Origin of the sequence: Pseudomonas donghuensis, assembly GCF_000696345.2 — a bacterium.
GTDB lineage: Bacteria > Pseudomonadota > Gammaproteobacteria > Pseudomonadales > Pseudomonadaceae > Aquipseudomonas > Aquipseudomonas donghuensis.
In genome coordinates, this window is sequence record NZ_CP071706.1 from 3943436 (window position 1) to 3955665 (window position 12230).

The following is a 12230-nucleotide window of genomic DNA, read 5'->3' on the forward strand; positions in this document are numbered from 1 at the left end:
GAAGCAAGTATAAGGCCTCTGCTGCCGTTAAGCAGCTTGGCATAAACAGCGCCGCAAAAAAGTGAATAACTGTGTATCGGCAGCGTCACCAAAAGGTAACAACCCAAGCGTAGCCTGCAAGGTATTTCAGGGACCTTGCCATGCCAGACTCCCCCGCCATCACAGCCCTGCTGTTCGGCTTGCGCGGCTGCCTTGTCGAAGTGAACCCGGGCGCTGATGCCCGCACTCCCTGCCCGACTCCCGGTGCGCTGCCCACCCTTGACTGGCTGCATCAACAAAAGGTTCCTTGCGCCTGGCTCGATGAGCTCCCGGCCGCCGAGGGCAACCATCTGGCGCGCCCCCTGCCTGCCTGGCTCAATGGCTACCCCGGCGGCAACACCCCCTGGCCTGCGCCAGATGCCTGCTGGCAGGCGTTGATGCACCTGCAGGCGGGTAAACTCGAGGGTTGTGTGCTGGTCAGTGACGAACCGCGCCTGCTGCAATCGGGCCTCAATGCCGGGCTGTGGACCATCGGTCTGGCGTCCTGCGGGCCCAGCAGCCAGTGGCAAGCCCTGAGCCCCAAGGAGCAGGAACGCAAGCGCGGCCAGGCCACGTTGCAGTTGTTTGCCCTGGGCGTGCACTCAGTGGTCGACCACCTTGAAGCCCTGGCCGATTGCCTGGCGGATATCGGCCAACGCCGGCGCAAAGGCGAAAAGCCCTGAAACAGCGCCATTGATCAGGGTCATGCAAAGCACTGGCCGGTGGATTACTCTAGTAGACAGGGCATGGACCTTTCACCCACTGCCGGGGTCCATGACTGTGCCTATTCATAGAGGGAGAACACCCATGCCTGCCCGCGAACTGCAACAGCAACTCAACGAGCTGCGCGAGCAACTGGAGCAAAACCCGCCGCTTTCAGAAGAAGAGCGCGTACACCTGCGTGAGCTGATGCAGCAAATCGAGGCCAAGCTCGAACTGGAAGCCGCAAGCCCTGACAACGATCTGATCGATAGCGTCAACCTGGCTGTGGAAACCTTCGAAGCCAACCACCCCAGTTTGACCGGCATCCTGCGCAGGCTTGCCGTAAGCTTGCACAGCATGGGCATCTAAGCCCATCCAAATAAAAAAGCCCCGTCATCGAACGGGGCTTTTCGTTACTGGCGAACCAGTCGCAGGTTCTCCAGGGTCACCTGTGAAGTACTGCGGTACGGGTTGATATCCAGCCCACCGCGGCGCACGTAACGGGCATAGACCGTCAGGTGCTCAGGGTTGAGCAGGCGCTTGAGGTCAAGGTAGATACGCTCGACGCACTGTTCATGAAAGTCGGCATGCTGGCGGAAGCTGATCAGGTAGGTCAGCAGGCTGGCGTGATCCAGCGCCGCGCCACGGTAATGCACCGTCACACTGCCCCAATCAGGCTGACCGGTAACCGGGCAGTTGGACTTGAGCAAATGGCTGTGCAGGGTTTCTTCGACAACGTGGCTGCTGTCGCAACGCAGCAGCTCCGGTTGCGGCTGCTCATAGTTGCTGATACTGACATCCAGCTCATCGATGCACACCCCCGGCAAGCCGACCACACCCTGCCCTTCGACCTCGGCCAGGCTGCGAATCTGCACGCCCACCGGCTTGCCGGCAGCAGCGGAGAGGTCCTTGACCAGGCACGCCTGCAACGCCGCTGGCGACTCGAACACGGTCTGGTTCAGCGAATTGAGGTAAAGCTTGAAGGACTTCGACTCGATGATGTTCGGCGAATCGGCCGGGATGGCGAACTCGCCAATGGCCACCACCGGCTTGCCCGACGGCAACAACCAGGACAGCTCGAAGCAGTTCCAGAAGTCGACACCCAGCCATGGCAGGGTCTCGGCGCTGACACCCAGCTCGGCCCATTTCGCCGCCCGCGGAATCGGGAACAGCAGCGAAGGTGTGTAGGTGGCGACGTATTCGCTGGATTTACCCAGCGGAGAATGTTCGGCGGCAGGATGCATGGCTAAAACCTGTAGGAGCAAATGCGCCTAGTTTATCGGTTTTAGGCCATGCATTGGGTAATCGGCTGTTATTGGCCGATGGTCAGCCTGCCGACCATACCCGCCTGGTAGTGACCGGGTACGTTGCAGGCGAACTCGATCGGCGTCGATTGACTGAATGTCCAGGTCAGCTCTGCGCTCTTGCCAGGTTCGACCATCACCGTATTCGGGTCGTCATGCTGCATGGCTGCGCCATGCTCCATGCCACCGTGGCCCATGGCCGAATGGTCCATCTGGCCCTGCATGGCGAGCATTTCTTTCTGGTGCTTGGCGTGCATCACGGCATCGCCCAAGCTGAACTCGTGCGCCACTGCGCCCTTGTTGATCAGCACGAAGCGCACCGTTTCCCCGGCCTTGACCGCAAGGCTGCGCGGCGCGTAGTACATGTCGCCCATCACCACTTCGACGGTGCGGGTAGCCTTTGCTGCTGCCGCCGGCTGACCAAAAGCATAGGAATGTGCCGGTGAAGCCAGCGCTGGCAAGCTGAACAGCGCCAGGGCGCCGACGATAAAAAGGTGTTTCATTCAAGCCCACTCCAGGGTTGCGACGATTCAGGCTTCACTGTAGAAAACCGCCGCTGGCAGTCACCTGACAAAAAGATTACAACTTTGTCAGCTTGGCCACCCGACACACCCGGCGCGGTATAACCCTCCGGCAATCCACGCTAAAGAGCCTGCCGATGAAACTGTTGATCGTCGAAGACCAGACCAAGACCGGCCAGTACCTGTGCCAGGGCCTCAGTGAAGCGGGCTTCGCCACCGAGCTTGCCAGCGACGGCAATACCGGCCAGCACCTGGCCCTGACTGGCGACTATGACCTGCTGATCCTCGATGTCATGCTGCCCGGCCGCGATGGCTGGCAGATCCTTCAAGCCGTGCGCGCCGCCGGCCTGGATATCCCGGTGCTGTTCCTCACCGCCCGTGACGCGGTGGAAGACCGCGTGCATGGCCTGGAACTGGGCGCCGACGATTACCTGGTCAAGCCTTTCGCCTTCTCCGAACTGCTGGCACGGGTGCGCAGCCTGCTGCGCCGCGGCAGCAGCCCCGCGCAGGAAACCACCCTGGGCCTGGCCGACCTGCGCCTGGACCTGATCCGGCGCCGGGTCGAACGCGCCGGCCAGCGCATCGACCTGACCGCCAAGGAATTCGCCCTGCTCGAATTGCTGTTGCGCCGCCAGGGTGAAGTCCTGCCCAAGTCGCTGATTGCCTCGCAGGTGTGGGACATGAACTTTGACAGCGACACCAACGTCATCGAAGTGGCAATCCGCCGCCTGCGCCTGAAGATCGACGACGCCCATGACAACAAGCTGATCCATACCGTGCGCGGCATGGGTTATGTGCTTGAAGAGCGCAGCGCTTGATGCGCCGCCTGTCCCTTGGCAGCCGCCTGGCGCTGTTGTTTGCCGCGTGCACTGCGGTGGTCTCGCTGACCGCCGGCATCCTTTTCAGCCGTGCCAGCGAAACCCATTTCATCGAACTCGACCAGCAATTGCTCAACAGCCGCCTGTCGCTGCTGCGCCAGATGCTCGAGGGCGCGGATGACCCGGCCAGCCTCGCACCGCGCCTGCCTGCCCTGCAGACCGAACTCAGCCACCAGGCAGACCTTGCCGTGCGCATCCGTGGCAGTGACGGGCGCATCTGGTTCGACAGCCAGCCAGGCCTGCCCGATTCACCGCAGCAAGTCGGGCTCAGCACCTTGCACACCAGCGCCAGTGACTACCGCAGCCTGTGCGTCAACCTGAACAACGGCAAAGCTCAGCTGACGCTGTTTCTCGACATCACCCACCACCAGCACTTTCTTCAGCGCATGCAGCAGCTGATCTGGCTTACCGTCGGCCTCTCGGCGCTGGCTACCGCCCTGCTCGGCGCCTGGGCTGCGCGCAGCGGGTTGCGGCCGTTGCGGCAGATGGGGGAAGTGGCCTCCGGGGTGTCGGCGCGGTCGCTGACCACCCGCCTGCCGGAGGGGCAGATGCCGGTGGAGCTGGCGGAACTGGCGCAGACCGTCAACGCCATGCTCGAACGCCTGGACGATGCCTTCCAGCGCCTCTCGGCGTTCTCCGCCGATATTGCCCACGAACTGCGCACGCCGCTGTCCAACCTGCTGACCCACACCCAGGTGACCCTGACCCGGCCGCGCAGCCTGGACGAATACCGCGAAGCGCTGCACAGCAACCTTGAAGAGCTGCAGTGGATGGCGCAATTGGTCAACGACATGCTTTACCTGGCCAAGGCCGACCACGGCCTGCTGATGCCCAGCCGCCAACAGTTGGCGCTTGAGGACGAGGCCGATGCCTTGCTCGAGTACTACGCCCCGTTGGCCGAGGACGCCGACGTGAGGTTGAGCCGCGAGGGGCAGGCGCCCCTGGCAGGCGACCGGCATATGTTGCGCCGGGCGCTGTCCAACCTGCTCGACAATGCCTTGCGCTTTACTCCGGCCGGTGGCGAGATTCGCGTCACGCTTGAACAACGGGAAGGCCTGGTGCGGCTACAGGTGGCCAACCGTGGCGAGCCGATTGACCCGGCGCTGCTGCCGAAGTTGTTTGACCGCTTCTACCGGGCGGATCCGGCGCGGCGCGAAGGCAGCAGTGAGCATGCGGGATTGGGACTGGCGATTACCCGCTCGATCGTGCAGGCGCACGGGGGGAGTATTCATGGCGAATCGGCTGGGGGCTGGACCAGATTCGTGGTCGACTTGCCGACAGTGTAGCCCTCATCGCCGGCAAGGCCGGCTCCCACAATGGCGCTTGTGGGAGCCGGCCTTGCCGGCGATCGGCCGCAGCGCGGCCGCACCTGTCATCACTCGTAACGCAAGGCGTACGCCGGCTCCACCTGCGATGCCCGCCACGCCGGGTACAGCGTCGCCAGGAAGCTCATGATCAAGCCGGCGCTGCAGATCAGCGCCACGTCGCCCCACTGCAGCTCGGACGGCAAGGTGCTGATGAAGTACACGTCCGAGGTGAAGATATGCTGGCCGCTGACGCGCTCCAGCCAGCCGACGATCTGGCTGACGTTCAGCGCCGCGATCACCCCGAGCACGCCGCCAATCAAGGTACCGACGATACCGATCAGGCTGCCCTGGACCATGAAGGTGCCCATGATCTGCGCCGGCGTCGCGCCGATGGTGCGCAAGATGGCGATGTCGGCGCCCTTGTCGTTGACCACCATGATCAGCGTGGCAATGATGTTGAACGCCGCCACGGCGATGATCAGCAGCAACAACAGGCCAATCATGGTCTTTTCCATCTTCATGGCGCTGAACAGGCTGCCCTGGGTATGGGTCCAGTCATCGGCGCGGTACTGCTCGCCAAGGCTCGCGGTAATCGCCTTGGACACCTGCGGCGCGGCGTACAGGTCCTTGACCTTGAGGCGCACGCCCTGCACCTGGTTCGGCGCCCAGCGCTGCATCTGCGCGGCGTCGGCCATGTGCATCAGGCCCAGCGAGCCGTCCAGTTCGGCGCCCACCTTGAACACCCCGACCACGTTCAGGCGCTGCATGCGCGGGGTGATGCCACCTGGCGCGCTGCTGACTTCCGGCACGATCAGGGTCAGCTTGTCGCCGACGTTGAGGCGAAAACGCCGTGCCGTGATTTCGCCGATGACCACGCCGAACTCGCCCGGCTTGAGGTCTTCGAGGCGACCCTGAACGATATGCTGGGCCACGATCGAGACCTTGCCTTCCTCGGCCGGGTCGATGCCGCTGACCTGGATCGGCTGCATCGAGCCCTTGTAGGACAACATGCCTTCCATCTCGGTCAGCGGCGCGGCAGCAATCACTTCAGGGTTCTTCAAGGCTTCGGCCGCCACTGGCCGCCAGTCATCCAGCGGCTGGGCACCGAGCACGCTGGCGTGCGGCACCATGCCGAGGATGCGCGAACTCATTTCGCGCTGAAAGCCATTCATCACCGACAGCACCACGATCATCGCCAGCACGCCCAGGGACAGGCCGATCATCGAGGTCATGGAGATGAACGAGATGAAATGGTTGCGGCGCTTGGCGCGGGTGTAGCGCGCGCCGATGAAAATAGACAAGGGTCTGAACATGAACGAAAGCACCCGGGTAAAGAAAAGGAACCAGGTGCCCGCCTAACGGTGGCGGGCACGTTGCGCGGGCAATCAGATCGGTACCAGGTGCCCGTCATCCAGGCGCAGCACTCGGTCCATCTGGCGCGCCAGGTTGAGATCGTGGGTCACCACCAGGAAGGCTGTCTGCGAGGCGCTGCTCAGCTCCTGCATGAGGTCCTGGATGCCCTGGGCGGTGTGATGGTCGAGGTTGCCGGTCGGCTCGTCGAGCATGACCAGCCCCGGCCGGTTGACCAGGGCCCGGGCGATGGCCACGCGCTGGCGCTCGCCACCGGACAGCTCGGCCGGCTTGTGGCTCAGGCGATGCCCCAGGCCCACGCGCTTGAGCAGCGCCTGGGCACGTTCACGTGCTTCGGGAATGGCGGTGCGGCCGATCAGCAACGGCATGCACACGTTCTCCAGCGCAGTGAACTCCGGCAGCAGGTGGTGGAACTGGTAGACGAAGCCCAGGGCGCGATTGCGCAGCAGGCCACGGGCGCGTTCGCCCAGCGCCGAGAGCTCTTCGCCGGCCAGCCAGACGCTGCCTTCGGACGGGGTGTCGAGGCCGCCGAGCAGGTTGAGCAAAGTACTCTTGCCCGAACCTGAACTACCGACGATCGCCACCCGCTCGCCCGGGTGCAGCTCCAGCTGCAAGCCGGACAACACCTGGACCTTCTCCGGGCCTTCCTCGTAGGACTTGCCCAGGTTGCGGCAACTCAGCACTGCTTTATCACTCATGCCCAACTCACTCATAACGTAGCGCCTCCGCAGGCTGGGTGCGTGCCGCACGCCAGGCCGGATACAGGGTGGCGAGGAAACTCAGGACCAATGCCGCACCGCAGACCATCCACACGTCCTCGGCCATGATCTGCGAGGGCAGGTAGTCGATGAAATAGACGTCGGCATTGAGGAACTTGTGCCCGATCAGGGTTTCGATGCCGGCGATCGCGGCGCTGACATTGAGCGCGGCGAAGATGCCCACCAGCGCGCCGATCAGGGTGCCGACCACACCGATCACCGTACCCTGAACCATGAAAATGGCCATGATCTGCCCGGGCGTCGAACCCAGGGTGCGCAAGATGGCGATATCGCCCTTCTTGTCGTTTACCACCATCACCAGGGTGGAAATGATGTTGAACGCCGCCACCGCGACGATCAGCAGCAACAGCAGGCCGATCATGGCTTTTTCCATGCGGATCGCCTGGTACAGGTTACCGTGGCTGCGGGTCCAGTCGCGGGCATAGAACTCCTGCTCGCCGAGCTTCTGGGCGATGTCCCAGGCCACCCGCGGCGCCTGGAACAGGTCGTCGAACTTCAGGCGCAGGCCCTGGACCTGGTCGGCCTTCCAGCGGTGCAGGCGGGACAGGTCCGAGAGGTTGGTCAGGCCCAGGTAGCCGTCGATCTCACCGGCGCCGACATGAAAGATGCCGACCACGGTAAAGCGCTTCATGCGCGGGAACATGCCGGCCGGGGTCACGGTGACTTCGGGGGCGACGAAGGTCAGCTTGTCGCCGACGCCAACACCCAGCTTGGTGGCCGCCTTGTCGCCGATCATGATGCCGAACTCGCCGGGGGCCAGGTCATCGAGCTTACCCTCGCGGATAAAGTCGTCGATGATCGAGACCTGGCGTTCCTGGGCCGGGTCGATGCCGTTTAGCAGCACCTTTTGCACCTTGCCGTCATGGGTCAGCAGGCCCTGCATCTGGGTGAAAGGCGCCACCGCCAGAACCTGCGGGTTCTGCTTTACTTGACTGGCAAGGGCCGGCCAGTCGTTGATCGGCTGGCCGGTTTCCAGTGTGGCGTGGGGCACCATGCCCAACACCCGGGTGCGCATCTCGTGATCGAAGCCGTTCATGACCGACAACACCACGATCATCACGACAACGCCCAGGGCGAGGCCGATCATCGAGGTCAGGGAAATGAACGAGACGAAGTGGTTGCGACGCTTGGCACGGGTATAACGCGTGCCGATGAATACGAAGAGAGGTCTGAACATGTCGGGGCTTGTTCGGATGAAAGAGGAACGTCCTTGTGGCGGGGCTTGAATAGCAGCTTTACACTCAGACCACCGCCGCTACCATGGGTTCGCCATGTCGACATTAGATGAAGAAGATCGCCGCGAATACTACCGTATCGAGGATCGGATCGCACTGGAAATTAGCCCGTTGAGCGCCGCCGAAGCGCTTGGCACGGACTTGTTGCAAGATACTTCGCCGCTGTTCAACCTGCTCAGTGAATTGCACCTGAGCGAGTTCGAATCCCAACACCTGCTGCGCCAGCTCAGTGACAAGGACCGCACCCTGGCCGCCTTTCTCAAGGCCCAGAACAAACGCATCGACCTGCTCAGCGCCGTGGTCGCGCAGACCTTGCTCGGGCAGTTGAGCGCGCCGCAAGCGGTGGTGCTGTCCGAAGGCGGCATCGAGTTCAGCCAGGCCGAGCCGCTGGCTGCTGACACCTGCGTCGCGGTGAAGTTGGTGCTGATGCCCCAGGCCCTGGGCCTGTTGCTGCGCGCCAAAGTCACCCATTGCGATCGCAACGCCGACGGCCAGTACGAGGTCGGCACCGAGTTCATCGACACCACCGATGCCCAGCGCCAGCTGCTGGCCCGCTATATCCTGCAACGCCAAGCGCAACAACGACGCCAGGCCCTGGAACAGAACGACCCAAGCGCCTCCTGAGTTTCACTTATTTGTTGAAGGAACAGACGTGACCACGATTTACGGCCACCGCGGCGCCAAGGGCGAAGCCCCCGAAAACACCCTCGCCAGCTTCCAGCAGTGCCTCGGGCACGGCGTGCGTCGCTGCGAACTCGACCTGCACCTGTCAGCCGACAACCAGCTGATGGTGATCCATGACCCGAGCCTCAAGCGCACCACGGGCCGGCGCGGCAAAGTGGTCGAGCATTTCGCGGCCGATCTTGCGACCTATGATGCACGCAAGGGCGGCCCGGGCTGGGTCTCGCCCTGCCCTATCCCGCGCCTTGAAGAACTGTTTGAAAAGTGCGACTTCGAGCACTGGCAACTGGAGGTCAAGAGTGCCTCGCGCACCCGCGCCGCCACCACCGTGCTGGCAATCCGCGAAATGGCCCAGCAGTTCGGCTTGCTCGACAAGATCACCATTACCTCAAGCTCACGGGAAGTGCTGGGCGCAGCGCTTGAGCTGACACCGGATATTGCCAGGGGGCTGGTCGCCGAATACGCCTGGCTCGACCCACTGAAGGTCGCCCAGAACTATGACTGCAACTTGCTGGCGTTGAACTGGACACTGTGCACCCCCGAGCGCCTAATCAAGGCTCAGCGCCAGGGGTTGCACGTGTCGGTGTGGACAGTCAACGAGCCGGCGCTGATGCGCAGGCTCGCCGACTTCGGCGTAGACAGCCTGATTACAGACTTTCCCGGTTTGGCCAGCGCCACCCTCGAGAATCGCTGAAATCGGTCTCCCCGGCCGGCTCAGGCCACCGGCCGGAGCCGCTCAAAAAAGCCGGTTGAGGCCGTCGTAAGCCGCTACCCGATAGGCTTCGGCCATGGTCGGGTAGTTGAAGGTGGTGTTGACGAAGTACTTCAGGGTATTGCGCTCACCCGGCTGATCCATGATCGCCTGGCCGATGTGGACGATCTCCGACGCCTGGTAGCCGAAGCAGTGCACGCCAAGGATTTCCAGGGTTTCGCGGTGGAACAGTATCTTCAGCATGCCTTGCGGCTCACCGGCGATTTGCGCCCGGGCCATGCTCTTGAAGAAGGCCTTGCCCACTTCATAAGGTACCTTGGCCTGGGTCAGCTCCTGCTCGTTCTTGCCGATCGAGCTGATCTCCGGAATGGTGTAGATGCCAGTCGGCACATCATTGACGAACCGCCAGCTACCGTTGTCGACGATGCTGCCGGCAGCCGAGCGACCCTGGTCGTGGGCGGCACTGGCCAGGCTCGGCCAGCCGATCACATCACCGGCACCGTAGATGTTCGGCACGTGGGTGCGGTAGTTCTCGTCGACTTCGATCTGACCACGGCTGTTGACCTTGATGCCAATGTTTTCCAGGCCCAGCTTGTCGGTATTGCCGGTACGGCCGTTGCACCAGAGCAAGGCATCGGCCTTGATCTTCTTGCCGGATTTGAGGTGCAGGATCACACCGTTGTCCAGGCCTTCGACACGGTCGTACTCTTCGTTGTGGCGAACGGTGATGTTGTTGTTGCTGAAGTGGTAGCTCAGCGCCTGGGAAATTTCCGAGTCGAGGAAGCTCAGCAACTGAGCGCGGTTGTCCACCAGCTCCACCAGCACACCCAGACCACTGAAGATCGAGGCGTACTCACAGCCAATCACGCCAGCGCCGTAGACGATCAGTTTGCGCGGGGTGTGGCCGAGGCTGAGGATGGTGTCGCTATCGTAGATACGCGGGTGGTGGAAATCGATATCGGCCGGGCGATACGGGCGCGAACCGGTGGCGATGATGATGTGCTTGGCCACCAGTTTCTCGACCACGCCGTTGGCGCAGACCACTTCGATGGTCTGCTCGTCGGCGAAGCTGCCGGTGCCGAAGAACACGTCGACGCGGTTGCGCGCATAGTAGCCAGTGCGCGAGGCAACCTGCTTGGAAATCACCTTCTCGGCGCTTTTCAGTACGTCAGGGAACGAGAACCAGCGCGGTTCACCAATGGCCCGGAACATCGGGTTGGTGTTGAACTGCATGATCTGGCGCACTGAGTGACGCAGGGCCTTGGACGGGATGGTGCCCAGGTGGGTGCAGTTGCCGCCGACCTGGCGACGGCTATCGACCATCGCCACCTTGCGTCCTGCTTTGGCAGCATTCATTGCCGCCCCTTCTCCTGCGGGGCCGGAACCCAGCACCACTACGTCGTAGTTGTAGACAGCCATGCGTACTCCTTCAGAACAGGCCTGCGCGCCACATCGGCGGGCGGGGCTACCTCATGCCGCCAGCGGCGCCATGAAAAAATTCGGGTGCAGTCTAATCAAGCTTGAACGCCGCGCACATTAACCCTTGGTCGCGTCGTAGGCTATTTTTCTCTGCACTACATGTCATTTACACAAACCCTGTGGGAGCCGGCCTTGCCGGCGATGGCATCAGCGCAGTGTCAGCGATTGCGCGTCGGCTGCATCGCTGGCAAGGCCAGCTCCCACAAAAACTGGTTACTGCTTGTTCACCTGGGCAAACGCCGGCGTGCTTCGGGAGACGAAACCTTCCGCAACCCGGGTCACGAACACCGCGGCAATCCCGTGTTTGAGGGCAAACTCCCAGCCTTGCTCGGGCCCGAGGATCAACAGCAAGGTCGAGTACCCATCGGCCATCAGCGTCGAACGGTCAAATACCGTCACCGCCGCCAGGTCGTGTTTCACCGGCCTCCCAAGGCGCGCATCGAAGGTGTGTGAATAGCGCAGGCCATTCTCCTCGAAATAGTTGCGATAGTCACCGGAGGTGGACACAGCAAAACCGTCCACGGCCAGCACTTGCTGGGCAATCTGGCGGTCAGTACCCGGCAGCTCCAGGGCCACTTTCCATTTGCTGCCATCAGGTTTGCGCCCGATCGCCTTGAGTTCACCGGTCGCTTCGACCAGCAAATCCGCGATGCCCAGGGCTTTTAGCCGCGTCACCAGCAGGTCCACCGCATGCCCGGCAGCGATGCTGTTGAAGTCGACTTCCACCGGTGCATCCTTGCACAGCTGCTCACCGTTTATGCGCAAATGCCCATACCCGACCCGTTGGCGCGTGGCGGCCAGGGCCTGGGCATCCGGCACTTTTTCCCTGCGTGACTGCGGGCCGAAGCCCCACAGGTCGAGCAAGGGCTCCACGGTCAGGTCAAACGCCCCGTCACTCTGCTGCGCCAGCTGCTCGCCAACCCGCACCAGCGCCAGCACATCGGCCGGCATCGACTGGCAGCTGTTGGCCGGCAGCCTGTTGAAGGCCTCGATCAGCGAGTCGCTGCGGTAGGTGGAAAATCGCTTGTCGATGCCTTCGAGAATCCGCTCCACCTCGCGCTTGACCTGCTCCGGCGCCGGCCCCTGGGGCGTGCGCACATACTGCACGGTGTAGCTGCTACCCATGGTCGGGCCACTGATGCGTTCAAGGGTGTTGCCCTGCCCGCACCCGGCCAGACTCAGCAACGCGCCTATCAACACTGTTCTACGCATCCAGCCTCCTGGAAATTTCAGGCAAAAAAAA

At 62.7% G+C, this 12230-nt stretch carries 13 protein-coding genes; 6 read left to right on the top strand and 7 right to left on the bottom strand.

The window, feature by feature from the left end:
- The first annotated feature begins 140 nt into the window (after positions 1 to 140).
- Complete coding sequence (locus tag BV82_RS18360; protein ID WP_036996400.1) at positions 141 to 701, top strand: HAD superfamily inactivated hydrolase PcrP; 561 nt, start codon at positions 141 to 143, stop codon at positions 699 to 701.
- A gap of 124 nt (positions 702 to 825) precedes the next feature.
- On the top strand, positions 826 to 1089 hold the full coding sequence (locus BV82_RS18365) for a DUF4404 family protein (RefSeq protein WP_036996401.1): 264 nt from the start codon (positions 826 to 828) through the stop codon (positions 1087 to 1089).
- Positions 1090 to 1133: 44 nt separating this feature from the next.
- Here BV82_RS18365 and queF read toward each other — a convergent pair whose 3' ends face one another.
- Both queF and BV82_RS18375 read right to left on the bottom strand, forming a co-directional pair.
- Positions 1134 to 1964 (bottom strand): NADPH-dependent 7-cyano-7-deazaguanine reductase QueF, encoded by an 831-nt coding sequence (queF, locus tag BV82_RS18370; RefSeq protein WP_010227131.1) that lies wholly within the window; start codon positions 1962 to 1964, stop codon positions 1134 to 1136.
- 68 nt (positions 1965 to 2032) lie between these two features.
- The gene (locus tag BV82_RS18375) at positions 2033 to 2527 is read right to left on the bottom strand and encodes a cupredoxin domain-containing protein (RefSeq protein WP_010227130.1); all 495 of its coding nucleotides are present in this window, start codon (positions 2525 to 2527) and stop codon (positions 2033 to 2035) included.
- A gap of 155 nt (positions 2528 to 2682) precedes the next feature.
- Between BV82_RS18375 and BV82_RS18380 the strand changes: the two genes are divergently transcribed.
- On the top strand, positions 2683 to 3363 hold the full coding sequence (locus tag BV82_RS18380) for a heavy metal response regulator transcription factor (RefSeq protein ID WP_036996402.1): 681 nt from the start codon (positions 2683 to 2685) through the stop codon (positions 3361 to 3363).
- Positions 3360 to 4709 carry a heavy metal sensor histidine kinase gene (locus BV82_RS18385; RefSeq protein WP_036996403.1) on the top strand — a complete coding sequence of 450 codons (1350 nt, stop codon included), beginning with the start codon at positions 3360 to 3362 and terminating at the stop codon, positions 4707 to 4709. The genes BV82_RS18380 and BV82_RS18385 overlap by 4 nt, the downstream gene beginning before the upstream one ends.
- Positions 4710 to 4798: 89 nt before the next feature.
- On the opposite strand, the gene BV82_RS18390 is transcribed toward BV82_RS18385, so the two are convergent.
- The 3 genes from BV82_RS18390 to BV82_RS18400 form a co-directional block, all read right to left on the bottom strand.
- A complete protein-coding gene (locus BV82_RS18390; RefSeq protein WP_010226940.1) occupies positions 4799 to 6043 on the bottom strand; it encodes a lipoprotein-releasing ABC transporter permease subunit in 1245 nt (414 codons plus the stop codon).
- 72 nt (positions 6044 to 6115) lie between these two features.
- On the bottom strand, positions 6116 to 6799 hold the full coding sequence (lolD, locus tag BV82_RS18395; protein ID WP_174242301.1) for a lipoprotein-releasing ABC transporter ATP-binding protein LolD: 684 nt from the start codon (positions 6797 to 6799) through the stop codon (positions 6116 to 6118).
- A 7-nt stretch (positions 6800 to 6806) separates the two neighbouring features.
- Positions 6807 to 8057: a lipoprotein-releasing ABC transporter permease subunit gene (locus BV82_RS18400; RefSeq protein ID WP_036996404.1), complete on the bottom strand. Its 1251-nt coding sequence runs from the start codon at positions 8055 to 8057 to the stop codon at positions 6807 to 6809.
- Positions 8058 to 8151: 94 nt separating this feature from the next.
- Here BV82_RS18400 and BV82_RS18405 point away from each other — a divergent pair, with 94 nt between their 5' ends.
- Both BV82_RS18405 and BV82_RS18410 read left to right on the top strand, forming a co-directional pair.
- Complete coding sequence (locus tag BV82_RS18405) at positions 8152 to 8739, top strand: PilZ domain-containing protein (RefSeq protein ID WP_036996406.1); 588 nt, start codon at positions 8152 to 8154, stop codon at positions 8737 to 8739.
- A 28-nt stretch (positions 8740 to 8767) separates the two neighbouring features.
- Entirely contained in the window at positions 8768 to 9490 is a 723-nt protein-coding gene (locus BV82_RS18410; RefSeq protein WP_010226949.1) for a glycerophosphodiester phosphodiesterase, read from the top strand.
- Between the two features lie 42 nt (positions 9491 to 9532).
- Here the strand turns inward: BV82_RS18410 and sthA are convergent, their stop codons facing one another.
- Positions 9533 to 10927 (bottom strand): Si-specific NAD(P)(+) transhydrogenase, encoded by a 1395-nt coding sequence (gene sthA, locus BV82_RS18415; RefSeq protein ID WP_010226951.1) that lies wholly within the window; start codon positions 10925 to 10927, stop codon positions 9533 to 9535.
- Positions 10928 to 11200: 273 nt separating this feature from the next.
- Positions 11201 to 12199: an FAD:protein FMN transferase gene (locus tag BV82_RS18420; protein WP_036996408.1), complete on the bottom strand. Its 999-nt coding sequence runs from the start codon at positions 12197 to 12199 to the stop codon at positions 11201 to 11203.
- Positions 12200 to 12230: the final 31 nt, after the last annotated feature.